Raw genomic sequence first — 25,029 nt, forward strand, 5'->3', positions numbered from 1 at the left:
CACCGCGCCCGCGCCAACGCATCGCCGTACACGGCACGCACGCGCACCAGCGGCGACGCACACGCGTCACCACCTACACGCCACAAGTGAATCAAGAACCTCCGGATCGAACTTGAGGCACCAACCGGGGGCACGCACTGCAAGCACGCACCGCAAGAACGAACCTCACGCACGTATGTCGAAGACCAAGGGGACGGCCGTGGGAAGAGTCACGGGAAGACGGCAGACAGGAAGGCCACGGGTGCGCCGGGCCGCGGCCTCGGTGCTCGGCGGCACCGCGGTGTTCGTGTCCCTGTTGGCACCGGCCGGTCAGGATCCGGTGCCGGCGGCGGACTCCACCCCCGCGTTCCCGGCCGTCAACTACGCGGTGGCCGTGGACGAGTCGGCCAGCCTCGCACCCGAGGACATGAGGGCCGAGAAGGCCGCCGCCAAGCGGATCGCGCTCGGCGACGTCTCCTCGTCCTCGCAGGTCACCGTGTTCGGCTTCGCCGCCGCGGAGAAGGCCGGCCAGCGCGTGGTGGACCCGGTGTGTCCGCGCACCACGCTGGACGCGGCCGGCCGCGAGGAGGTCGGCCGCTGCGTCGACGAACTGCGCGGCCGCAAGAAGAGCGAGGGCACCGGAACCGACCTGCCGACCGCCATCCGGCAGGGCGTGGACGACCTCACCGACGGCTCCGACGCCTCGGTGCCCCGGGTGCTGTTCCTGCTGACCGACGGGAAGATGGACGTCGAGGACAGCTTCAAGTACGGCGACCCCGCGCACCGCGCGGCCGAGGGCGAACGCCAGTTGAAGGCGGCGCTGAAGGAGGCCGCAGCGCAGAACGTCCAGATCTGGCCGCTGGGCTTCGGTTCCGACCCGGACAGGAAGCAGCTCGACCAGATCGCCGCCGGCGGCTACCAGAAGGGCTGCGTCGAACTGCCCTCCGCCTCGCCCAGGGCCCACAAGGTCGACGGGGCGAAGGACGTCGGCGGCACGCTGGAGCGGATCTTCGCCGCCGCGCACTGCCTGCGCCACGAGGAGGGCCCCAGCAAGCGCCCGCCGGCCACCCTGGAGATCGGCATCTCCCCGCTGGCGACCGTCGGAAGCATCGTCGTCGACAAGGGCGACCCCGAGGTGAAGATCACCTACATCGACCCGGCCGGCGACAAGATCCCCACCACCTCCGGGCGTTACAAGGGATCCCGCTTCGAGCTGGCCGGCGGCACCGGCACCGTAGAGGCGCTGAAGATCGTCGACCCGCTGCCCGGCACCTGGAAGGTGAAGGCCGAGGCACCTGAGGGCCACCGCTCGCTGCCGGTCGCCGTCAGCGTGCTGTGGCAGGGCGAGCTGCGCGGCGCCATCACCATGGACCCGCCCTCGCCGCAGGCCGGCGAGAAGGTCACGGTGACCATGCGGCTGCAGACGCGTGAGGGCTACGAGATCAAGGACCCGCGCGACTACGAGGGGCTGCGCGTGCGCAGCGAGCTGACCGGCGACGGGTTCTCCGCGCAGGCGCTCGACCTCGCCGACAACGGCAAGGGGCCCGACCCCGACGCCAGCGACGGCTCCTTCACCGGCACGGTGACCATCCCCGAGGACGCCGACGGGGCGCTCACGGTGAGCGCCACGCTGACCGCCTCCGGGCTGAGCGCCGACACGCGCAGCGAGACGGGCGAGGTCGCGCCCGGCGAACTGCCCGTCAAGGCACCGCTCGAACTGCCTGCGGGCAGCACCCACCCCGGCGGCACCGTCACCGGCACGCTCGACGTCAGCAACACCACCGACGCCCCGCACACCCTGCGGCTGTCCGTCGCCGACGTGAAGGACGGGCTGCTCTCCGTCGAGCCGAAGCAGATCACCCTCAAGCCCGGCGAGCAGGGCACCCGCGAGGTCACGGTCCGGGTCTCCCCGAAGAGCGCCTTCGGCGACCGCCTCGGCGACGGCCTGGACCTCTCCGGCACCTTCACCGTCGTCGACACCACCGACGACGACCGCACCCTCGAACGCGCCCCGGTGTCGGTACGGGTCACGCCCGAGCCCGGGATCTGGGACAAGTACTGGTGGGCGTTCGTGGCCGGCGCCGTGGCGGGAGCGCTGGCCGTCGTCGGGGCCGTCGCCTGGCTGGGACTGCGCAGGCGCCGCCGGGACCCGTCCGGGCTGATCCTGCAACTGGTCTCCGCGGACGGCACCGTCGTCAACGAGCACCGGGCCGGCCACGGCAACAACAAGCAGTGGTACGAGTTCGCCGTCGCCGAGGCCCACCGCAGCCCGCGCATCGAGCGGCGCGCGCACGGCCCGTACGCCGTCCGGCGCAGGCGGGAGGGCGGCGCCGTGGTCCGCAAGGGCAGCAGCCGCATCCCGCTGCCCACCAACGGCCAGGTCCAGCTGACCGACACGCTGAGCCTCACGCTCGGCGGGACCCCCGGCCAGGGGCCCCGCCCTACGCAGGGCGCCTTCGCCGGCGGCTCCGACCCGAGGCCGTCGGCCCCGGGCGGCGGCGCCTACGACGACTTCCTGTGACCCGAGGGGCGGGCCGGACCCGGCACCCCCGGCCCGCCCTCACCGCATCACCGCCGCGCGGCCGGCCCGCCGCGCGGCGTCACGGACGTACCCAGCACAGACCTGCGGCCCCCGTCGGCCGTACAGCGGGGAGGAAACCATGAAGATCTTCCAGCCGATGATGTTCGTCGGCCTGGGCGGCACCGGGGGACTGGTCGGTGCCGAACTGGAACGCAGACTGCGCGCCGAGCTGTGCGGACCGGACGGCATGGCGCTGCACCGGCAGAGCGGCCACGCCCCGTTCCAACTGCCCGACTGCCTCCAGTTCGTGTACGCCGACTACAGCGAGAGCGACCTCCAGCGGCTGCCGCAGTTCAACGTGGACCCGTCGCTGCGGGCCGCGTACGCCCGGACCTCCCGGGCCACCCACAACCTGCTGCCGAACTTCGACGCCTCCCCGGAAGTGACCAAGATGCTCCGGGCGGTGCTGCGCGACGAGGTCGCCGACTGGCTGCCGCCGCGCATGGACGAGCCCAAGGTCACCCCGCTGCACGCCGGCGCCGGCCAACTGCCCACCGTCGGCCGGGCGGCCCTGTTCGCCACGCTGCGGCACGGCCTCGGCCCGGTCCTGGAACCGCTGCTCCAGGCCATCGACGCGATCGCCAAGTCGGCGGGCGAACTGAGCGAACTCGGCGGCGGCAAGGTCAACGGCTGCGACGTGTTCGTCGCCTTCTCGGTGGCCGGCGGCACCGGCGCCGGGATCTTCCTCGACTATCTGCACCTCATCAACCACGCCTTCCAGCTGCGCCGCTTCGACGGCGTGAAGATCTACCCGCTCGTCGTCATGCCGTCGTCGTTCTCCGCGGCGACCGGCGGCGGACGCGAGGCGGAGCTGAACGCGGCCCGCTCCCTGGTCGACCTGTTCCGGCTGGTGGACACGCAGAACGCGCCCTCCGAGGGCCACGAGATCGGCGACCTCGACCAGGAACTCGGGCTCGGCGTCCGCTACCCCGGAGCCACCCCGATCCGGCTGCGCACCGGCATCCTGCCCACCGCGTTCCTGTTCAGCCCCACCGCCGGCATCCGCGCCGACGACCTGCGCCGCTCCATCGTGTCCCTGGTGATGTCGCTGATCGGCACCGAACTGGGCGACGGCCGCGCCCGGGGCCGGAAGACGGCCGCCGACGACGACTTCCAGACCTTCGCGGCCAGCTTCATCAACCGCGGCGTGCAACGCAGCGCCGTGTCACCGACCGGCATCGGCCGCCAAGGCGTGTCCACCAGCCTGGTCGCCTCCATGACCGCGCCCATGGACCAACTCGCCGACCTGGTGGCCGGACGGCTGCTGCGGCTCGCGGTCACCGACCTCGTGGAGGCGCCGCGCGCGGCGCTGCGGGACGAGGCGGTGCCGATGATCCGGCAGCTGTTCGCCGACTCCCACCTCGAAGAGCTGTGGGAACGCAGGCAGTTGCCGGTGCCCGAGCCCGATCCGCTGCCGCGCGGGGGCCGCAGCATCGAGCAGGCGCTCGGCGAACGCATCGCGGACATGCAGCGGCTGCTGTCCGACCTGCGGTCCGAGGCGGAGCGCGCGGCCATCGCGATGGCCGACCGGTTCGCCCCCCGCCCCGCCATCGACAAGCTGCTCCAGACCGTGGACCCCTTCCTCGCCGAACGCATCGTCAGGGGCGTCCCGGACAGCGAGGAACCCATCGCCCGGCTCGGCTTCCTCGGCATGCTGGACCATCGCGCCCGCACCCCGCAGCGCCCGCCCGGGGTGACCGAGCAGCCGCCCAAGATCCCCCGGATCAAGGGCCAGTTGGGGGGCCTGGCGCCCGCCCGCTGGGGCGACGACGACGTCCAGGCCGCCATCGAGGAGCAGAACGCCTGGTACCAGTGGCGCTGCCGGCTGGTCTGGCACGAGGCCTGGCGCGAGCAGCAGATGCACTGGCAGCCGCAGGCCGACGCGGCCGGTACCGACCTCGGCCGGCTGGTCGGCGCCTTCCGCCGGCACAGCGACCAGGAACGCAAGAGCGCCCAGCAGAAGGGCCTCGAACTGTACGAGGACCGCACCGGCATCTCGTATCTGCTGCCGCCGCAGCGCACCCTCAACCACTTCTACGAGGACGTCGTCACCCGGCTGATCCGCCGGGAGGGACTGCGCGAGAACGACGACGAGTCGGCGCTGCTGCTCAAGCTGGTCGACGGCGACACCTGGCGGCAGGTCCACGGGCTCAGCCGGCGCGACCCGGAGGGCTCGGTGGCCCGGGTCAAGGGGCAGCTGGAGGCCCGGATCACCCGGCTGTTCGCCGAGAGCGGGGCGCACCTGGAGGAGCGGCCGCTGCTGCCGTCGATGGGCACGCTGCTGGCCGCGGCGGCCGGGGACGCGGATGCCAAGGACCAGGTCAGCAAGGAGGCCCTCGACCTGTTCGGCCGGAAGCTGACCGGACTGCTGCCGGTCGGATTCACCCCCGAGGGCACCGGACTCCTCCGCGTCCTGGTCACCTATCCGCGGGTTCAGGCCGTGGAGGAGGTGCAGGAGTTCCTCGGCAAGACGCTGCGGCTGCCCTCGGACGCGAAGAACTCCGTGGAGTACCGGGGCGTGGACAGCGACTCCATCACCGTCGTCCTGTTCCGCAGCGAGATGAGCCTCACCCAGGTGCCCGAGGCCCGCAAGGTACTGCGCCAGTGGGCGCGGGCCAAGGACTCCGAGCAGGCCCAGGACGTCCTGCGGTGGCGGCAGCGGCTCGGCTACCGGGACAGCTGGATGGTCAGCAGCGAGGAGGACCGCCGCGTCATCCTGCACCGCCTGCTGTGCTGCATGTGGAACGGACAGGTGGACGTCGTCGACGGCGACCCGTCCTCCCCGGACCGGATCCGGCTGCGGCTGCACCCCGAGAAGGGCGCGCACGTCCCCGGCGTACGGCTGCGGCTCGGGGACTTCCCCGGCGGGGTGTCCAGCTGGGCCGAGCTGATGCGGGCGTACGAGCGCTGGACGGTCCTGGACGACGAGCGGATCGTCGAGGACTACTGCCGTGAGCTGATGGGGGCCCAGCCGGTCGGCCTGGCCCGGGCCGGCAGCGAGCCGCACCCGCTCTTCGTCGACCTCGTCGAGAAGGTCGCCCCGCGCCAGCTGGAGCTGCTGGCGGAGCGCCGGGAGCAGGGCGGCGAGCGGGTCGAGGGCTGGGTGCGCCCGCTGTGGGAGTTCTGGGCTGAGACCCTGCCCGCCGCGCTGGACACCGAGTTCGGCGACCAGCGCGCGGTCCAGCCGACCCTGCGCACCCTGCTGGAACACGTCCGCGACGGCAGCCCGGCCGACCCCCGCTCCCGCGAGGACTACGCGCCGCCCCGCCGCCCGTCGACCGACGAGGACGACTGGGGCACGACACCGGTCCCGCCGGGCGGCCGAGGGCGGGGCGACGACCACGACGGGCCGCCGTCCGGCGAAGGCAGGTCGTACGACTCCGGCCGCCGCTACGGCGACGAACGCGGTGAGACGGAACGGGAGAGCCGCGAGGGCTGGGGCGACCGCCGCGACGGCACGACGGGCTCCCGCCCGGGCAGCCGTCACGAGGGCGGTGGGGACCACGGCAGGCCGAGCGGCGACCGGGAGGACTACGGACGTTCGGGCGGCAGCCGGGAGGACTACGGCAGTTCGGGCGGCGACCGCGAGGGCTACGGGCGTTCGGGCGGCAGCCGGGAGGACTACGGCAGTTCGGGCGGCGACCGCGAGGGGTACGGCCGTGCGGCCGGCGACGGCGACGGATACGGCGGTTCCGCCGGCAGCCGCCGGCGTGACGACTACGTCGATCCCGACCTCGGCGACCGCAGGGGCGCGGACGGGCGTGACGAACAGCGCGGCCGGCGGCGGGCGCCCTGGGACGAGGAGGAGCCCGCCGACCCGCGCCGGGGCCGCACCTGGGGCGCCGAGGACGGGTCCGGCGACTCCGGCCGCAGCAACCCCTGGGACGGTGACGCGCAGTGAGCACGCCTCAGGCCTTCCGCACCGTCATCCACCTGGACCTGCGCGCCGGTGCCGCCGCACTGCACAGCCCCTCGGCGCTGCGGGCCAGGGTCGCCCAGGAGCTGGGCCGGGCCGGGCTGCCCGAACCGGACGACCCGCTGTTCCTGGTGGTCGACACCCCGGCCGGGCTCAACGACCACCAGACGCAGTACGAACTGCTCACCGGCTACCGGGCGGTGGGCGAGGTCCGGCTGCTCGTCCTGCTGGTGGGCAGCGCGCCGGGCTCCTTCGCCGGTGAGGAAGGCGGCTACCAGCCCGACCGCCGGCTGCTGCGCCCCTCGGTGCTGCGGGCCTCGGGCAGCGGGCTGCTGTGGGCCGGCGACCTGCGCTCCGCCCGCACCGCGCTGGAGCAGCCCGCCCCCGACGACCCGGACGCACTGGCGGTCCTGGTGGACGCCCTGTCCGTCCCGGACGTCTACCTCGGCGTGCTCGACGGCATCCAGGCGCTGCCCGGAGCCGTCGCCGCGCCAGGCGTACGGCTGCTGGAGCAGGACCTGCCGCCCGAGGTGCGCGACCGGGCCTGGCGCGACGCGCTCACCCGGTTCGCCGGGGCGGACGACGACCTGGCGCCTGACGTGGTCCTGACCGCCTCCTCCGGAGCCGATCTCCCGGAGCCGCTGCGGGGGTTGGTGGCCGGCCGCCGGGACCGGGACCTGGGACACCGGGAACCCGGCGGCATCGCCGACGACGCCTACCGGGCCTGCGCGGACGCCCTCGACTACGCCGACGACGCGATGGCCGGGCTGCGCACCCTGCCCGGCCTGCTCCGGGCCTCCCGCCGGGAAACGTTCGAGACGGAGGTCGACCAGGCGCGCAAGGCGCTCGACAACTACCGGGACCTCGTCGCCACGGCCCTGCGCAGCGGCGGCGGCACGGCACCGTCCGCCGCCGAGTCGGCGACCCGGCTGGCGGCCCTCGGGCTGCGGGTGCCCTCGGCCGAGGGCATGGGCGAGCGGATCGGCGAGGGGCTGCGGGAGTTCGCCCTGAAGCTGCTGGGCCAGGGCCTCGCCCTGCGCTCGGTCGCGCAGCGCTTCACCGGACTCGCCGGCCGCGTGGAGCCGCTGCCGGGCTCGGCCCTGCTGCCGAAACTCGCCCCGCACTCCGCCGAGTCGGTGGCCCGGCAGACGGCGGGAGCGGCCGGCCCCGAGGTGCCCGGGGTGCCGGTGGCCGGACCGCTGGCGGCGGCCGGCGCGGGCCTGCTCGGCGCGCTGTGGTCGGGGCCGTTCCTCGCCCTCGCGGTCCTCGTGCCGCTGCTGTTCGTCGGCATGGCGATGCTCGGGGCGGTCCGGTTGCGGGGCGCGGGGCGTCCCGGCCGCTGGGCCGTCGCGCCGAGGGTCGCGGCGTTCTGCGGCGCCGCGGTCGGCGCGGGGGTGGGGTACGCGACCGACTCGCCGGTCTGGATGGGCACGATCGGGCTGCTGACCGGACTCGGGATCGCGGTGGAGACCGCACGCCGGCTGTGGCGGGCGGCGGCCGCGGCCTGGGCCCCGGGGCACACGACCGCCGTACTGCGCCGGGCCCTCGACGGTCTGGACGGCCTGCTGGCCGAGGCGGTCCGCGAGCACTGGGCCGTCGAGGAGCGCCTGTACTGCGCCGACGCCGCCCGCTCCGTCGCCGGGATGCTGCGGGCGACGGCGGCCGCGGCGGAGGCGGAGGCCGTGCCCGAGCCGGCGCGGCTCGCGTCCGGCGCGGCGTCCGGTGCCGGCGCGCACGGCGACGACGACTGGCTCTCCAGCGACCCCGACCTCGAACCGGACGACGCCTACGCCGGGGCCGAGGACGGGGACGGCGACTGGGCGAGCATGTACGCCTGGGAGGACGGCGAGCAGTGGGACGACTCCGGCGAGGACAAGGGCCGGGACGGGGACCGGGAGCGGACGAAGGGCGCCGGGACCGGCTGGGGGGACCGTCCCAAGGAGGTGCCGCGCTGGCTGGAGCGGGAGAGCGGTGAGGGCGGGCCGGAGCTCGTCGCCACCCTGTCCGCCGATCTGACGGACGCCGCCCTGGAGGCCATGAAGCACTACTGGGGCGCCGTCGAGCGCGGGCAGGCCGGCGCGCGTGCCGTGCGGCGCACCGAGGAGCGGGTCCGCGAGCTGCTGTCCACGGCCCGCCATCACCTCCAGCACAACGGGGTGCTGGCGCCGCCGCCGTTCGCCGCCCCGCGCCGTGTCCGCGCCACCTCGGCGAACCTGCTCGGCACCGACCCGCACGGACTGGCCGAACTGGTCGGCGCGGACGCCGACCGGCAGGCGGTGGTGCAGCTGTCCACCCCCGAGCAGGGCACGCTGCTCAGCCGCGACCCGGCGTCCGCGACCTGGCTCCGGTTCGCCCCGGGCGCCGTACGCGACGAGGTCGAGAGGTCCTGGCGGGCGAGCGGTTCGGTGCACCCGGAGCAGGTCCTGTGGACGTCGTCGGGCCGCTACGCCGGACTGGTGCGGCTCACCCCGCTGCGGGTCGGCGTCGTGCACACCGTCCGCGCCCGGCACGGCTCCGGCCCCGACGGCACGGACCCGGACACGGCGAGGGCGGAGCAGTACGGCACGGCCAACCCGTACGAGCGGACCGGCTCCTACGACGAGAGCTATGACCGGGCCGACCCCTATGACCGGGCCGACGCCTATGACCGGGCCGACTCGTACGACAGGTCCGGCTCCTACGACCTGACCGAGGCGACGAACCCGTACGACCGGGCGGAGGCCTACGCCGACGACCGCACGTCCTCCTACGACGGCGACCGCGCGGACTCCGACGACTGGCTGGCCTCGGATGACTGGGCCGGCTCCGGCGAGCGCGCGGACGGCGGCCGTGAGGGCGGCGACCGAGGGGACGGCGATCGCTGGTGAGCGGCACTCCGCGTCCCGTACCGCCGCGCACGGACCCCTGCGGCCCGCCGCACCTGCACGAACGAAAGGACCGCCGGTGACCAGCACCACGCACTCCCGTCCGTCGGGGCCGGGCGGGCCGCCTCCGGACAAGCTCGGCTTCACCGTGCCGTCGGGGCGCCGGCGCGTCACCCCGGTGCGGGTCGGCCGGGAGTTCCGCCGTGACCGGCTGCTGCCCCAACTGCTGCGCAAGGCCGTGCTCGACGACGAGGGCCAGCAGTGCGTGCAGGTACGGCTGAGCGCCAAGGACGCGGCGAACCCGGCGGCGCGCGCCCTGCTGGACACCGAGGCGTCCGCCGCCGTACAGCTGCTCCAGGTGCTCGGCGACACGGAGTACGCGGCGCTCTTCCCGCGGCTCATCGGCCACGAGCTGGACACGGCCGAGCCGTTCCTGCTGTACGAACCGCCGCGCGGCACCGCCGTATCGCGGATCCATGTGATGGGCGCGGCCGACCAGGAGGTCTTCACCCGCGACCTGATGCTGGCCCTGTGTCTGCTGGAGGGCCAGGGTCTGGTGCCGCGCGGCATCTCGCCCGCCTCCGTTCTCTGGGACGGCGCGAAGGTCCAGCTGTGGGGGCTGGAGTCGGTGACCCGGATCGGACGGCCGCGCCGCCCGTGGGGCCGGTCGCCCTTCTGCCCGCCCGAACAGCGCGGCGGCGAGGGGCTCGCCGACCCCCGCGACGCGGTGTGGAGCGCGGCCCAGGTGCTGTACCGGCTGGCGACCGGGCGGCCCGGCCCCGCCGACCGGCCGCCCGCCGACCTGGGCGATCACCGCAAGCTCGACCAGACGCTGCGGGACGCCTTCGCGCCGCGGGCGGCCGACCGGCCGACGCCCGCACAGGTCCTGGACCTGGTGGCGCCGGGTGCCGCCCGCCGGGTCCGGCTCGCGGTGCCCCCGGACGAGACCCGCCCGCACCACGACGCCTTCGAGGAGGCGCTGCGGCTCAAACGGCAGGCGCCCGCCGCCCGTTCGCGCGCGGGATCGGGGTCCGAGCAGACCGGTGCCGAGGTGCTCTGCCCGTACTGCCTGGAGTCGATCCGGCTCGACCTCGGCAAGCTGTTCGTCACCGACAGCCGGATGCAGTACAAGCCGCTGGACCTCAAGGGCATCAACAACCCCGTCCGGCGGACCGACATCATGCGCGGCGCGGTCCAGAAGTGCACGGCGGACCCGGAGTTCCCCGCGCACTACATCCCGGTGCCCTATCTGACGTACGGCCGACCGCTGACCGTCGCGATGGTCGGTCAGTCCTCCACCGGCAAGAGCCATCTGCTGACCCAGATGATCGCGGCGATCACCGACGGCGGTCTGGAGCCGTTCGGCCTGAAGTGGCAGTCCGTCAATCCCGAGCAGCACGCCCGGTTCGTGCGCGACCGGGTGCAGCCGCTGCGCAGCGGCAAGGTCCTGGACCACACCCCGGCCCTCGGCATGGACGACTTCGCCCGCTTCGTGGAGTCGCTGCTGATCACCGACGCGCGCGGGCAGGTGCGCCCGGTCGCCTTCTTCGACCTCGGCGGCGAGGACCTCGTCCGCACCGACGCGGCGCTGCGCTTCCTGCTCGGCGTCGACGCCCTGGTCTTCGTCGTCGACCCGGCGCTGGCCCTGCCGCTGCCGCAGCTCGACCACGCCAGGGAGCGCCTGGGCGTGGAGGTGAACCGGGACGGCGACCTCGCCTTCGGCACGGTCCTGGACCGGCTTCCGAAGAGCGGCGGGTATCTGGACGTGCCGGCCGCGATGGTGCTCGGCAAGGCCGACCTGCTCAGGTTCCAGCCGCCCGTCGACCGGTGGCTGACCCGGCCGCAGGCCGCCGCGCTGGACCCGGCGCTGATCCGCGAGGAGAGCCGGGACCTGTACGGGCTGCTGCGCCGGCACGCGGGCCAGGCGTGGCTGCGCCCGTTCGACGCGATCCGCCGGTGCACCCTGCACGCCGCGTCGGCCACCGGCGGCCAGGAGGACCAGGGCCGCTATCCCGCGGGGGCCGGACCCCGGCGGGTGCTGGAGCCGCTGCTGTCGCTGTTCGCCCTGCACGGACTGATCCAGGTGCCGGGCGGTGCCGACGCGCTGGCGGTGGGGGAGGCGCCGGCTCTGGAGGCGGTGCCGTGGGAGGAAGCCGGGCGGGCCGGACAGGCCGAGGGATTCGAGACGCCGGAAGGGACCGAGGAGCCCGAGGGGTCCGAGGGAGGGGAACATCAGTGAACGACTTCCAGGACCGGGAACCGGTACAGCAGGTCGTCTACCGCTGGGACGGCAACCACGGCCGTCAGGGCACCGGCATGAACGCCGTCGCCCACTCCTGCGACGCCGAGCGCGCCGAGGAACTCGGCCGGGAACTGGGCCCGTTGCTGTGGGTGTCCGGAGCGGCGGCCGCCCGCCCGAGTGTCGTGCGCACGCTGTCCGGCGACGGCGCCGTGCTGCTCGTCCGGCGCTGGCCCACCACCGACCGGGGCGGACGGCCGAGCACCGTCAGCCATGTCCTGGTCGGTGACCGCGGCACCCTGAAGGTGCGCCAGTGCCTCGGACTCGCGTACGGCGGCTGGGGCAGCCGGGAGAAGGCCGAGTCGGCCTCCGGGAAGCAGGACCCGGTGGAGAGCGCGAAGCTCGACGCGCTGGCGCTCAAGCGGTTGCCGCAGATGCTGGACCGGCTGCCGTCGGTCAAGCACGCGCTGACCCTGACCGCGGCGGAGTGGCTGCGCGACCCCACCCAGCGGCTGTCGCTGCTGATGGAGGGGAAGGGGCACCCGGGCTGGCCGGACCAGGAAGAGGTGCCGCTGGTCTACCTCGGGCTGTTCCTGCTCTTCGGCCCGTGGCTGGAGCAGCAGTGGACCTTCGCCACCTACGACACGGCGGACAGTCACCCCCTGCGGCTCACGTCCGTCCCGCGCTGGGAGCCGGACACCGGCGGCTCCGGGCCGCTGGCCCGGGTCAGGGGAGGCAGGCCGGCCAACTCCAGGTTCGAGCTCTGGGCGGGCTCCGAACTCGTACGGCATGTGCTCGCGCACCCGGAGGCGGACGCGGGTGTGCCGCAGCTGACCGACGAACTGCGCGGCGGCGCGGCGCTGGACTGGGAACGCCGCCGGGCCCGCCTCAAGGAGATCCTCGGCACCGACCGCACACCGCCGAACGGCACCCGGATCCCGGCGCCGGCGCCCACGCCCCGGACGAGGGAACCCCAGGAGCCGGTGGAGGCCCCCGAGTGGGACCGGGACCCGGCGCCGGCCGCCGTCGCCTCGGAGCCGTACGCGACCGCGTACACGGAGCCGTACACGGAGTCCTACGCCGAGCCGCACACGGAGTCCTACGCCGAGCCGCGCCAGGAGCCACCTCCGGTGCCCCGCGCGGACCCGTACGCCCGCCCGCACACGCCTCCGCCCCCGCACCCGCACACGCCTCCGTACGCGCACCCACACGCGAACTCCGCCCCCGTGCCACCACCACCGCCTCCCCCCACCGCCCCTCCGCACTCCCTCCACCAGCCCGAGCTGCACCGGGAGCTGTGCGGCCACCGGCGCGGCGACGTCATGGGGCAGAGCGTGCTGCTGGCGGAGCTGCGCAGGCAGCCCGACGAGGTGCTGGTGCACGAGCTGCGCACGCGTGAGATCCCGCCGCAGTCCGTGGAATTGCTCCTGGACGTGCTGGGGGAGCCGCACCGGGCGGACGGGCGGTCGCTGGAGCTGCGGCACGCGCTGTGCGCCGAAGTGCTGGAGAACGGCCTGTACTTCACGCCGCACGGGGCGGGCGCGGACGGCAGATCGGGAGCCGACCGGGCCTCCCGGGCGGCCCGCCTGTTCACCTGGGCCGTCGCGCCGCTGGCCAGGGACGAGCGTCATCTTCGCCAACTACAGGAACTGCTCTACCGGTTGAGCCGTGATCCGCATCCCACCACGGGCAACTGGCTGCGGCAGAGCATCATCGACCCGCCGGGCGGCCGGGTCCCCGATCTGCCGCCTGTGGTGTGGAGCCGGCTGCTGTCGAACGCGCTGACGCGGATGGACAAACCGCCGCACTCGGCGCCGCCCGCCGAGTCACTGCCGTCGCCCCACACGGCGCCGGCGCCGATGACCCCGCCGCCGCAGCCGCCGTCCTTCGGGAAGCTGTCGTTCATGGCCAGGATCACCGGAGGGTTCGGCACGGCGGGCTGTCTGCTCGCGGGCGGCCTCTCCTTCTGCGTGATCGCCATCATCATCGTGATCGTCTGGTTCCTCAGCTGACGGATCCGCTCAGGGCGCCAGCCGCTTCTCGAACCAGTGGCTGGCGTAGACGTTGTCGTCGTACGCCGGGATGGCCGTGTAGCCGCACGCCCGGTACATCGCCTGCGCCTCGGTGAGCGCGGCGTGGGTGTCGAGGCGTACAACGCCCAAGTGGCGTGCCACGGCCTCCTGTTCGAGCGCGTCGAGCAGCCGGCGGGCGAGGCCGAGGCGGCGGGCGGCGGGGTGCACCCAGACGTGCCGGATCTCGCCGACACCGGGTTCGAGGCGCCGTAGCGCGCCGCAGCCCACCGGCCGGTCCTCCTCGTACGCGACGAAGAACGCGCCGGCGTCGCCGGACACCTCCTGCGGCGCCACGAGGTCGTCCTTGTCGAACCCCTCGGGGAACCGCCCGTCGATGTCGGCGGCGTAGCCGTCCAGGCAGGCCCGGGCGTCCGGGGCGGCGCCGTCGACGAGGGCGACGGTGATGCTGGCGAGGCGCAGCAGGCGCTGTGCGGTGGCCAGCGCGCCGGCCAGCTCGGCGCGCTGCGGTTCGCCGAGGCCGTCGAGCAGCCCGGCGGCGACCAGGTTCGCCCGCCGGTTCTGTTCCTTGACCTCCACCCGCCCGGCCGCCGTCGGTTCGATCATGCGCAGCCGGCTGTCCTCGGGGTGTGCGCTCAGCGTGACCATGCCCTGCGCCTGGAGCGCCTTGGCCATCCGGCTCAGATAACCGGCGTCCAGACCGAGCCGGCTCCGGAGCTCGCGCAGGGACATCCCGTCCCCGATCTCGAACAGCAGCCGGGCCTCACCGAGCGGGCGGCTCTGGCCGAGGTAGTGATCGTCCAGCACACCGATGCGGCGCGTGAAGTACCGATTGAAACGGCGCAACGCCGTCACATGCTCCGTCGACACTGGCTCCATATTTCTTTGACTTTAGTCAAAGGTTCCTCCCGCGTCCATGGATCCGGCCCCTGTTCAGTGACACAGCGCACTTTCGTCCGCGGATCGCGCATGCATCCGTACACCGGGGGCAGGCGCACTCGGTCCCCCTGAGTGACACACGTGTGACACAGGGGCTCTGAACAGGAACGGAAGGCAACACCGATCATGGCGGACAGTACGGAACTCCAGGCGCGCGGCACCATCCACGTCGGAGGGGAATGGCGGTCGGCCGTCTCCGGCGCGACGCGCGAGATCCTCGACCCCGCGGACGCGACGCCCTTCGCCGTGGTCGCGGAGGGTGACGAGAAGGACACCGACCTGGCTGTGGAGGCCGCTCGCCGTGCCTTCGACGGCGGAAGGGGCGAATGGCCGCTCACGCCCGTCGCCGAGCGTGCCGCCCTGCTGCGCCGGGTCGCCGACCTGCTCGTGCGCGACCGCGAGAAGCTCGGCCTGCTGGAGAGCCGTGACGCCGGCAAGACCCTCGAAGAGGGCCGGGTCGACATCGACTGCGTCGCCGACGCCTTCCGCTACTTCGCCGACCTCGTCGCCGCCGAGGCCCCCGGCCGGGTCGTCGACGCGGGCTCGCCCGACATCCACAGCGTCGTCGTCCACGAGCCGGTCGGCGTGTGCGCGCTGATCACGCCCTGGAACTACCCGCTCCTCCAGGCCAGCTGGAAGATCGCGCCCGCGCTCGCCGCCGGCAACACCTTCGTCGTCAAGCCCAGCGAGATCACCCCGCTGACGACGATCGCCCTGATCGAGCTGCTCGTCGAGGCGGGCCTGCCGGCCGGCGTCGCGGGCATCGTCACCGGCCCGGGCCACTCCGTCGGCGCCCGGCTCTCCGAGCACCCCGACGTCGACCTCGTCTCCTTCACCGGCGGCCTGATCAGCGGCACCAAGGTGGCCCAGGCCGCCGCGCCCACCGTCAAGAAGGTCGCCCTCGAACTCGGCGGCAAGAACCCCAACGTCGTCTTCGCCGACGCCTGCGCCACCGACGAGGGCTTCGACACCGCCGTCGACCAGGCCCTCAACGCCGCGTTCATCCACAGCGGCCAGGTCTGCTCGGCGGGCGCCCGCCTGATCGTCGAGGAGTCCCTCCGGGACCGCTTCGTCGCCGAACTCGCCCGCCGCGCCCAGCGGATCCGCCTCGGCCGCGGCACCGCCGACGGCGTCGAGTGCGGCCCGCTCGTCTCCGAGCAGCAGCGCGCCAAGGTCGAGGCGTACGTCGAGTCCGCGCTCAAGGAGGGCGCCGTACTGCGGTCCGGCGGCAAGCGCCCCGGGCCCTCCGAGGAGCGCCCGGAGAGCGGCTACTTCTACGAGCCGACCCTCCTCGACCACTGCCACCGCGACATGCGCGTCGTACGCGAGGAGGTCTTCGGCCCGGTCCTCACCGTCGAGACCTTCCGCACCGAGGAAGAGGCCGTCGCCCTCGCCAACGACACCGAGTACGGCCTCGCCGGCGCCGTGTGGACCGCCGACGCCTGCCGGGCCCGCCGGGTCGCCGGCCGGCTGCGCCACGGCACGGTCTGGATCAACGACTTCCACCCCTACCTCCCGCAGGCGGAGTGGGGCGGCTTCGGCAAGAGCGGCGTGGGCCGCGAACTCGGCCCCGCCGGACTCGCCGAGTACCGCGAGAGCAAGCACGTCTACCAGAACCTCGCGCCGAAGCCGGTCCGCTGGTTCACAGGCTGATTCCGGGCAACCGCAGCCGACCAAGGGGCGCGGGGAACTGCGCGACCAGCCACGACGCACCCGCACCCGAAGGACCAAGCCCCTCGCGGCGCTCGATTCACTGGAGTACCCCCCTCATGTCCCAGAACACCCCCGTCTACGACTACGTCGTCATCGGCGGCGGCACCGCAGGTTCCGTCATCGCCTCCCGGCTGACCGAGAACCCCGACACCACCGTCGCCGTGATCGAGGGCGGCCCCAGCGACGTCGGCCGGGACGACGTCCTCACCCTGCGCCGCTGGATGGGTCTGCTCGGCGGCGAGCTGGACTACGACTACCCGACCACCGAGCAGCCCCGCGGCAACTCGCACATCCGGCACAGCCGCGCCCGCGTGCTCGGCGGCTGCTCCTCGCACAACACGCTGATCGCCTTCAAGCCGCTGCCGTCCGACTGGGACGAGTGGGAGCAGGCCGGCGCCAAGGGCTGGGGCGCGGTCCCGATGGAGGCGTACTACGCCCGGCTGAAGAACAACATCGTCCCGGTCGACGAGAAGGACCGGAACGCCATCGCCCGCGACTTCGTCGACGCCGCCCGGAGCGCGCTCGACGTGCCGCGCGTCGAGGGCTTCAACAAGCAGCCCTTCACCGAGGGCGCCGGCTTCTTCGACCTCGCCTACCACCCCGAGGACAACAAGCGCTCCTCGGCGTCGGTGGCGTATCTGCACCCGGTGATGGACGAGCGGGACAACCTCACGATCCTGCTGGAGACCTGGGCGTACCGGCTGGAGCTGAACGGCACCCGCGCCGAGGGCGTGCACGTGCGCACCAAGGACGGCGAGGAGCAGCTGATCCGCGCCCGGCGCGAGGTCGTCCTGTGCGCGGGCGCCGTCGACTCGCCCCGGCTGCTGATGCACTCCGGCATCGGCCCCGAGAAGGACCTGGCCGCGCTCGGCATCCCGGTCGTCCACGACCTGCCGGGCGTCGGCGAGAACCTGCTCGACCACCCCGAGTCGGTCATCGTGTGGGAGACCGACGGGCCGATCCCGGAGAACTCCGCGATGGACTCCGACGCGGGCCTGTTCGTGCGCCGCGACCCCGAACACCAGGGCCCCGACCTGATGTTCCACTTCTACCAGATCCCGTTCACGGACAACCCGGAGCGACTGGGCTACGAGCGGCCGGAGTTCGGGGTCTCGATGACCCCGAACATCCCCAAGCCCAAGAGCCGCGGCCGGCTGTACCTGACCAGCGCCGACCCGTCCGTGAAGCCCGCGCTCGACTTCCGCTACTTCACCGACGAGGACGACTACGACGGCCGCACCCTCGTCGACGGCATCCGCATCGCCCGCGAGATCGCGAAGACCGAACCGCTGGCGAACTGGCTCAAGCGCGAGGTGTGCCCCGGCCCGGAGGTCACCGGGGACGAGGAGCTCAGCGAGTACGCGCGCAAGGTCGCGCACACCGTGTACCACCCGGCCGGCACCTGTCGCATGGGCGCCGCCGACGACGAACTCGCCGTGGTCGACCCGCAGTTGCGGATCCGCGGCCTGCAAGGAATTCGTATCGCCGACGCCTCTGTCTTTCCGACGATGACCGCCGTGAACCCGATGATCGGGGTGCTCATGGTCGGTGAGAGGGCCGTCGACCTGATCGGAGGTGAGGCGTGATGAGTACGACTACCCCCAGCACGACGCCCGAGACCCGCAAGCCGCCGACCGAGAAGCCGGTCTTCTCCGTCGAGGGCCTGTGGAAGGTGTTCGGCCCCAAGGCCCACCGGGTCCCCGCCGACCCGGACCTGACCGCGCTCGACCCCGCCGCACTGCGCGAACGCACCGGCTGCACGGCGGCCGTCCGTGACGTGTCCTTCGACGTCCGCAAGGGCGAGGTCTTCGTGGTGATGGGCCTGTCCGGCTCGGGCAAGTCCACCCTGGTCCGCTGTCTGACCCGGCTCATAGAACCGACGGCCGGCACCATAGCCATCGACGGCGAGGACGTCCGCGCGATGGACAAGACCCGCCTGCGCGAACTGCGCCGCCACCGCGCCGCGATGGTCTTCCAGCACTTCGGCCTGCTCCCGCACCGCACCGTCCTGGACAACGTGGCCTACGGCCTGGAGATCCAGGGCGTCGGCAAGGCGGAGCGCCGCGAGCGGGCCGCCGCGGTCGTGGCCAAGGTCGGCCTGGAGGGCATGGAGCACCGCAGGCCCGGCCAGCTCTCCGGCGGTCAGCGCCAGCGCGTCGGCCTCGCGCGGGCCCTCGCCGTGGACCCCGAGGTCCTGCTCTTCGACGAGCCGTTCAGCGCGCTCGACCCGCTGATCCGGCGCGACATGCAGGAGGAGGTCGTCCGGCTGCACCGCGAGGAGGGCCGCACGATGGTCTTCATCACCCATGACCTCAGCGAGGCCCTCAAGCTCGGCGACCGCATCGCCCTGATGCGCGACGGCGCTGTGGTCCAGCTGGGCACGCCGGAGGAGATCGTGGGCTCCCCGGCCGACGGCTACGTCCGTGAGTTCGTCCGCGACGTCCCGCGCGAACAGGTCCTGACGGTCCGTACGGCCATGCGCGCCGCCTCGGCCGACGAGGCCGGCAACGGCCCCGCCCTCGCGCCGGACGCGACCGTGTCCGAGGCCATCGAGGCCGTGGCACGGAGCGGTGCCCCGGCCCGCGTCATGGAGGGGGGACGCTGCCTCGGGGTGGTCGACCACGAACGGCTCCTCGGCGTCGTGGCCGGGACGGAGCAGCGTGAGGAGGTGGCTTGATGGCCACCGTCACCGCCAACGCCCCGCGCACGGCCCTGCCCGGCTTCCTCAAGCAGCCCGTCGCCCGCAAGCTCCTGCTGCTCGCACTCGCCGCCGCGGTCCTCGTGCCGCTGGCCAACGCCCGCTGGGCGAGCGGCAGCTGGCCGGGCGCGCTGACCGTCGACGTCTCCGAACCGCTGACCAGGGTCAGCGACTGGATCATCGACAACCGTGACAGCCACCCGCTGTTCATCTACTTCCTCGGGCACATCAGCAACGCGGTCGTGATCTGCGTACGCGCCGTGTACCTGGTGCTGCTCGCGGCCGGCTGGGCGGGCGTCACCGCCGCCGCGTCCCTCGTCGCCTGGCGCGTCGCAGGACCCAGGCTCGCCGCCGGCACCGGTGTCGCCTTCCTGGCCTGCGGGTTCCTCGGCATGTGGGTGCCCACCATGCAGACCCTCGCGCTGATGGTCGTGGCGGTCCTCGCCTCGGTCGTCGTGGGCGTGCTGCTGGGCCTCGCCGCCGGCCTGTCCGACCGGCTCGACCGGTTGCTGCGCCCCGTCCTGGACACCATGCAGGTGCTCCCCGCCTTCGCCTACCTGCTGCCCGTCGTCCTGGTCTTCGGCATCGGCGTCCCCGCCGCCGTCCTGGCCACCGTCGTCTACGCCGCCCCGCCGATGGCCCGCCTCACCGCCCTCGGTCTGCGCGGCGCCGACAAGGAGGTGCTGGAGGCCGTCGAGTCGCTCGGCACCACCGCACGGCAGCGCCTGCTGACCGCGCGCATCCCGCTGGCCCGCAAGGAACTCCTCCTCGGCCTCAACCAGACGATCATGATGGCGCTGTCGATGGCCGTCATCGCCTCCGTCATCGGCGCCGGCGGCCTCGGTGACCGCGTCTACCAGGCACTCGCCTCGGTCGACGTCGGCGCCGCGCTCGCGGCCGGCATCCCGATCGTGCTGCTCGCCGTGGTCCTGGACCGGGTGACCGGCGCGGCGGGGGAGAAGCTCGGCGAGGAACCGCACCCGAACGGCCGCAGGCTCTGGCTGTACGCCCTCGCCGGCACCGCGGCCGTCGCCGTCGCCGGACGTCTCACCGGACGCCTCGACTGGCCCGACGCCTGGGCCCTGAACATCGCCGAGCCCGTCAACCGTGCCGTCGACTGGATGACGGACCACCTCTACTCCGGCGTCCCCGTCGTCGGCGGCACCGCCGACTGGGCGGCCCACTTCACCACCTGGGTCCTCGACCCCGTGCGCGACGGCCTGCTGTGGCTGCCCTGGTGGTCGGTCCTGCTGATCGTCGCCGCCCTGGCCTGGCTGATCGGCACCTGGCGCACCGCGCTGACCGCCGTGCTCGCCATGGCCGCGATCGGCGTCCTCGGTGTGTGGAAGCCGTCCCTGGACACGCTCTCCCAGGTCCTGGCGGCCGTCGCCGTCACCCTGGTCCTGGGCTTCGCGACCGGCATCGCGGCGGCCCGCAGCGACCGCGTCGAGCGGCTGCTGCGCCCCGTCCTGGACGTCTTCCAGACGATGCCGCAGTTCGTGTACCTGATCCCGGTGGTGGCCCTGTTCGGCGTGGGCCGTGCCCCGGCCGTCGCGGCGGCCGTCGTCTACGCGCTGCCCGCCGTCGTGCGCATCACCACCCAGGGCCTGCGCCAGGTCGACCCGGCCGCCCTGGAGTCGTCCCGCTCGCTCGGCGCGACCCCCGCCCAGCAGCTGCGGCAGGTCCAGCTCCCGCTGGCCCGCCCGGCGTTGCTGCTCGCCGTGAACCAGGGCGTGGTCCTGGTCCTCGCCGTCGTCATCATCGGCGGCCTGGTCGGCGGTGGCGCGCTCGGCTACGAGGTCGTCGCCGGCCTCGCCCGGGGCGACCTGGCGACCGGCCTGGTCGCCGGTGCCGCGATCGTCTGCCTCGGCCTGATGCTCGACCGGGTGACCCAGCCCACCGAACGCCGCGCGAAGAAGGGAGCGTGACATGCGCATCCGTACCACCACCGCCGTAGTGGCCGGCGTGTCCTCGCTGGCCCTGCTGACCGGCTGCGGCGCCGCCGACATGACCAAGCAGGCCTCGCCGTTCGCCAATGCGCAGGGCGCGAAGACCGTGACGCTGTCCGTGCAGTCCTGGGTGGGCGCGCAGGCCAACGTGGCCGTCGCCCAGTACCTCCTGGAGCACGAGCTCGGCTACCGCGTCGACACCGTCCAGGTCGACGAGATCCCCGCCTGGGACGCGCTCAGCCAGGGCCGGGTCGACGCGATCATGGAGGACTGGGGCCACCCGGACCAGGAGGAGCGGTACGTCAAGGACAAGAAGACGATCGTGCCCGGCGGTGGCCTCGGGGTCACCGGGCACATCGGCTGGTACGTCCCGACGTACTTCGCGAAGAAGCACCCGGACGTCACCGACTGGAAGAACCTCGACAAGTACGCCGATCAGATGCGTACCGCGGAGAGCGGCGGCAAGGGCCAGCTGATGGACGGCTCGCCGTCCTACGTCACCAACGACAAGGCGCTGGTGAAGAACCTGGACCTGGACTACCAGGTGGTGTTCGCCGGTTCCGAGGCCGCGCAGATCACGCAGATCAAGCAGTTCGCCAAGGCCGAGAAGCCCTTCCTGACGTACTGGTACGAGCCCCAGTGGCTGTTCAAGAAGGTCCCGATGACCGAGGTGAAGCTGCCCGCGTACAAGGAGGGCTGCGACGCGGACCCGGAGAAGGTCGCCTGCGCCTATCCGCACACCCCGCTGCAGAAGTACCTCAACGCCGACTTCGCCAGGACGGGCGGTGACGCGGCGGCCCTGCTGAAGAAGTTCAAGTGGACGACCGAGGACCAGAACGAGGTCTCCCTGATGATCGCCGAGCAGAAGCTGTCACCCGAGGCGGCGGCGAAGAAGTGGGCGGACAGCCACGAGTCCACGTGGAAGTCGTGGCTGTCCTGAACCGCTAGCGCAGACCCGCGGCGAGGCCGCGCAGCGCCCGCGCGGTCTCGCGCTGAAGTCCCGGTCCGAACGTGATCCGGGTGGCCCCGAGTTCACCGAGCGCGGTGGAGGAGGGGTCCCCGGTCACGGTGCCGTGCACATTGATCGGCCCCTGGATGCCGGACCGCAGCAGCGGCAGTACGTCGACGGGGGCGCCGATCGGGTACACGCAGTCGGCGCCCGCGGCGACGTACGCCGCCGCCCGCTCGATGGCCTGCTCGGCGGCCTGCTTGGGGTCGGTGTCACCCGGGGCCCGGATGAACGTGTCGATCCGGGCGTTCACGAAGAGCCGGTCGGCGGCGGCGCGCCGCACCTCGGCCAGCCAGTCGGCGTGCGCGCCCGGGTCCTTGAGGACACCGCCCTCGGAGTCCTCCAGGTTGCACCCCACCGCGCCGGTCTCCAGCAGCCGCTCCACGAGCTCCCCGGGCGCGATCCCGTAGCCGCCCTCGATGTCCGCCGACACCGGCACGTCGACCGCCCGGACGATCCGCGCGACCGCCGCGAACATCTCGTCGGCCGGGGTGTCCCCGTCCTCGTACCCGAGGCCGGCGGCGACCGCCGCGCTGGGCGTCGCGAGCGCGGGGAATCCCGCCTCGACGCAGACCCGGGCGGAGGCGGCGTCCCAGGGCCCCGGCAGGACCAGCGGGTCGCCGGGTGCCTTGCGGCGGTGCAGGGCGCGGAAGGTCTCGACCTTGCTCTCGGTGCGGCCCACGCTGTCGGTCACGGTGTGTATCCCCCTGGTGGAATGCGGCGGGCGACCATCACCCGGTTCCAGTTGTTGATGGCGACGATCAGCCCGACGAGATGGGCGAGTCGCGGCCCGTCGAAGTGCGCCGCGGCCCGGTCGTACACATCATCGGGCACGAAGCGGTCCGTGAGTACGGTGATCGCCTCGGTCAGCGCGAGCGCGGCCCGCTCCCGCTCGTCGAAGACGTCCCCGGCCTCCTCCCAGGCCGCCAGCATGTCCAACTGCCGCTCGCCCACTCCGAGTTCCCGGGCGACGGCGAGATGCATGTCGAGACAGAACGCGCACCGGTTGAGCTGCGAGGCCCGGAGCACGACGAGTTCGGCGAGGGCCGGGTCGCCGAGTCCCTTCTTCGCGGCGGCGCTGACCGCCGACATCGCCCGCGCGACACCGGCGTCGAGCCGCCTGGTGCGGACCGTCACCGGAACTGGCCCGGCTGGTAGTGCCCCGGAGTGCGCCGGCACGTCACGCCGAACCGGTTCCACGCGTTGATCACGCTGATCGCCGCGATCAGCTGCGCCAGCTCGGCCTCCTCGAACTGCCGGGCGGCCCGCTCGTAGACCTCGTCCGGCACGAAGCCCTCGGTCAGCACGGTCACGGCGTCCGTCAGCTCAAGGGCCGCGAGCTCCCGCTCGGTGTAGAAGTGCCGCGACTCCTCCCACGCGCTCAGCTGCACGATCCGCTCGACGCTCTCACCGGCCGCGAGCGCGTCCTTGCTGTGCATGTCCAGGCAGAACGCGCAGTGGTTGATCTGCGAGGCCCGGATCTTCACCAGCTCGCGCAGGGCCGGTTCGAGTCCCCGTCCGGCCACCGCGTCGAGCCGGACCATCGCCTTGAACACGTCGGGGGCGAGCGCGGCCCAGTCGAGGCGTGGGGTCGGTTCGGTCGCGTACGCCACGGTCGTCGCCGTGCTCTCTTCGGTCGTCGTCATGATCTCGACCCTAGGAGCGAAGCAGCCCAGGAGTATGGTCCACTTCCATGGCGAAACCTTGGGCCGCTTTCGGTGTCGACCTCCATCTGGAACCGGCGGGAGGGGGCCTGCGCCGGGGCCTGACCGACGCACTGCGCGAGGCGGTGCGCACCGCACGCCTCGCCCCCGGCACCCGCCTGCCGTCCTCCCGCTCCCTCGCCGCCGACCTCGGCATCGCCCGCAACACGGTCGCCGAGGCGTACGCCGAACTCGTCGCCGAGGGCTGGCTCACCGCCCGCCAGGGCTCTGGCACCCGGGTCGCCGACCGCACGGTGACCCCGCCGACGGGCCCGGCCGCCGCGCCCCGCCCAGAGCGCGCCCGCCCTGCCTACGACCTGGTCCCCGGCACCCCCGACCTGGCCCTGGCGGCCTTCCCTCGCGCGGAGTGGCTCAGGGCTGCCCGCCGCGCCTTCCTGGCCGCCCCGAACCGGTCCCTCGGCTACGGCGACCCGCGCGGCCACGCCGAACTGCGCACCGCCCTCGCCGGCTACCTCGCCCGGGCGCGGGGCGTGCGCGCCGACCCCGGCCGCGTCGTGGTGTGCTCCGGTTTCGTGCACGGCCTCCAACTGCTCGGCAGGGTGCTGCGGGCACGCGGCCTGCGGACGGTGGCCGTGGAGTCGTACGGCCTCCCGCCGCACTGGAACCAGCTCACGGCGGCCGGCCTGACCACCCGGCCCCTACCCTTCGACGAACTGGGCACGAACCCGGCGGAGCTGACCTCCCAGGGAGCCGTACTCCTCACCCCCGCCCACCAGTTCCCGATGGGCGTGCCACTGCACCGCGACCGCCGCGCGACGGTGGTGGACTGGGCGCGCCGCACCGGGGGACTGGTCCTGGAGGACGACTACGACGGCGAGTTCCGCTACGACCGCCAGCCGGTCGGCGCGCTCCAGGGCCTGGACCCCGACAACGTCGTCTACCTCGGCACCGCCAGCAAGTCCCTCGCCCCCGGTCTGCGCCTGGGCTGGATGGTATTGCCCCCCGCGCTGGTGGACGAGGTGACCGCGGCGAAGGGCGGCTCCGACACCTGCGGCGTCCTGGACCAGCTGACCCTGGCCGAGTTCCTCAGGTCCGGCGCCTACGACCGCCACGTCCGCGCCGCCCGACTGCGCTACCGGCGCCGCCGCGACGCCCTGGTCCGAGCCCTGTCCACCCAAGCCCCCCACCTCAGGGTCACCGGCATCGCGGCCGGCCTGCACGCCGTCCTGCGCCTCCCACCCGGCACGGAACGCTCCGTACTGCGGGCCGCGACCTGGCAGGGCCTGGCCCTGCACGGCCTGACGGCCTACCGCCACGAGAAATCACCCACGGACCCTTTGGACGCCCTGGTCGTGGGCTACGGAACACCACCGGACCATGCGTGGGCGGGGGCGTTGGAGGCGCTGTGCCGGGTGCTGCCGTGAGTGCCGTCTTCTCAGCACGTCCGT

General features: G+C 73.5%; 15 protein-coding genes. 11 read left to right on the top strand and 4 right to left on the bottom strand.

What is annotated here, in order from left to right; genetic code table 11:
- The first annotated feature begins 241 nt into the window (after nt 1-241).
- From PGH47_RS26120 to PGH47_RS26140, 5 genes are all read left to right on the top strand, one after another.
- A complete protein-coding gene (locus PGH47_RS26120; RefSeq protein WP_271665436.1) occupies nt 242-2,500 on the top strand; it encodes a VWA domain-containing protein in 2,259 nt (752 codons plus the stop codon).
- 139 nt (nt 2,501-2,639) lie between these two features.
- Nucleotides 2,640-6,461 carry a tubulin-like doman-containing protein gene (locus tag PGH47_RS26125; protein ID WP_271665437.1) on the top strand — a complete coding sequence of 1,274 codons (3,822 nt, stop codon included), beginning with the start codon at nt 2,640-2,642 and terminating at the stop codon, nt 6,459-6,461.
- Nucleotides 6,458-9,343, top strand: coding sequence for a hypothetical protein (locus tag PGH47_RS26130; RefSeq protein ID WP_271665438.1), 2,886 nt, complete (start codon nt 6,458-6,460; stop codon nt 9,341-9,343). Before PGH47_RS26125 ends, PGH47_RS26130 begins: the two co-directional genes overlap by 4 nt.
- Before the next feature lie 76 nt (nt 9,344-9,419).
- A complete protein-coding gene (locus PGH47_RS26135; protein ID WP_271665439.1) occupies nt 9,420-11,579 on the top strand; it encodes a hypothetical protein in 2,160 nt (719 codons plus the stop codon).
- The gene (locus PGH47_RS26140) at nt 11,576-13,591 is read left to right on the top strand and encodes a hypothetical protein (RefSeq protein WP_271665440.1); all 2,016 of its coding nucleotides are present in this window, start codon (nt 11,576-11,578) and stop codon (nt 13,589-13,591) included. The genes PGH47_RS26135 and PGH47_RS26140 overlap by 4 nt, the downstream gene beginning before the upstream one ends.
- Before the next feature lie 9 nt (nt 13,592-13,600).
- Here PGH47_RS26140 and PGH47_RS26145 read toward each other — a convergent pair whose 3' ends face one another.
- Nucleotides 13,601-14,488, bottom strand: coding sequence for a helix-turn-helix domain-containing GNAT family N-acetyltransferase (locus PGH47_RS26145; RefSeq protein ID WP_271665441.1), 888 nt, complete (start codon nt 14,486-14,488; stop codon nt 13,601-13,603).
- 186 nt (nt 14,489-14,674) lie between these two features.
- Between PGH47_RS26145 and PGH47_RS26150 the strand changes: the two genes are divergently transcribed.
- The 5 genes from PGH47_RS26150 to PGH47_RS26170 all read left to right on the top strand — a co-directional run bounded on the left by PGH47_RS26150 (nt 14,675) and on the right by PGH47_RS26170 (nt 21,848).
- Entirely contained in the window at nt 14,675-16,201 is a 1,527-nt protein-coding gene (locus PGH47_RS26150) for an aldehyde dehydrogenase family protein (protein WP_271665442.1), read from the top strand.
- Between the two features lie 116 nt (nt 16,202-16,317).
- On the top strand, nt 16,318-17,847 hold the full coding sequence (locus PGH47_RS26155) for a GMC family oxidoreductase (RefSeq protein WP_126903616.1): 1,530 nt from the start codon (nt 16,318-16,320) through the stop codon (nt 17,845-17,847).
- The gene (locus PGH47_RS26160) at nt 17,847-18,938 is read left to right on the top strand and encodes a quaternary amine ABC transporter ATP-binding protein (RefSeq protein WP_271665443.1); all 1,092 of its coding nucleotides are present in this window, start codon (nt 17,847-17,849) and stop codon (nt 18,936-18,938) included. The genes PGH47_RS26155 and PGH47_RS26160 overlap by 1 nt, the downstream gene beginning before the upstream one ends.
- Nucleotides 18,938-20,887, top strand: a complete 1,950-nt coding sequence (locus PGH47_RS26165) for an ABC transporter permease (RefSeq protein ID WP_271665444.1) — start codon at nt 18,938-18,940, stop codon at nt 20,885-20,887. Before PGH47_RS26160 ends, PGH47_RS26165 begins: the two co-directional genes overlap by 1 nt.
- A gap of 1 nt (nt 20,888) precedes the next feature.
- On the top strand, nt 20,889-21,848 hold the full coding sequence (locus tag PGH47_RS26170) for an ABC transporter substrate-binding protein (protein ID WP_271665445.1): 960 nt from the start codon (nt 20,889-20,891) through the stop codon (nt 21,846-21,848).
- A 4-nt stretch (nt 21,849-21,852) separates the two neighbouring features.
- On the opposite strand, the gene PGH47_RS26175 is transcribed toward PGH47_RS26170, so the two are convergent.
- From PGH47_RS26175 to PGH47_RS26185, 3 genes are read right to left on the bottom strand one after another with little or no spacing between them, the layout of a single operon-like run.
- Nucleotides 21,853-22,611, bottom strand: coding sequence for an isocitrate lyase/PEP mutase family protein (locus PGH47_RS26175; RefSeq protein ID WP_271665446.1), 759 nt, complete (start codon nt 22,609-22,611; stop codon nt 21,853-21,855).
- Complete coding sequence (locus PGH47_RS26180; RefSeq protein WP_271665447.1) at nt 22,608-23,054, bottom strand: carboxymuconolactone decarboxylase family protein; 447 nt, start codon at nt 23,052-23,054, stop codon at nt 22,608-22,610. The genes PGH47_RS26175 and PGH47_RS26180 overlap by 4 nt, the downstream gene beginning before the upstream one ends.
- Nucleotides 23,051-23,563, bottom strand: coding sequence for a carboxymuconolactone decarboxylase family protein (locus PGH47_RS26185; RefSeq protein WP_271665448.1), 513 nt, complete (start codon nt 23,561-23,563; stop codon nt 23,051-23,053). The genes PGH47_RS26180 and PGH47_RS26185 overlap by 4 nt, the downstream gene beginning before the upstream one ends.
- A 47-nt stretch (nt 23,564-23,610) precedes the next feature.
- Between PGH47_RS26185 and pdxR the strand changes: the two genes are divergently transcribed.
- Nucleotides 23,611-25,005, top strand: a complete 1,395-nt coding sequence (gene pdxR / locus PGH47_RS26190; RefSeq protein ID WP_271665449.1) for a MocR-like pyridoxine biosynthesis transcription factor PdxR — start codon at nt 23,611-23,613, stop codon at nt 25,003-25,005.
- The last annotated feature ends 24 nt before the right edge of the window (nt 25,006-25,029 follow it).

This window comes from Streptomyces sp. HUAS 31 (genome assembly GCF_028198125.1).
In the GTDB taxonomy this organism is placed as follows: domain Bacteria; phylum Actinomycetota; class Actinomycetes; order Streptomycetales; family Streptomycetaceae; genus Streptomyces; species Streptomyces chartreusis.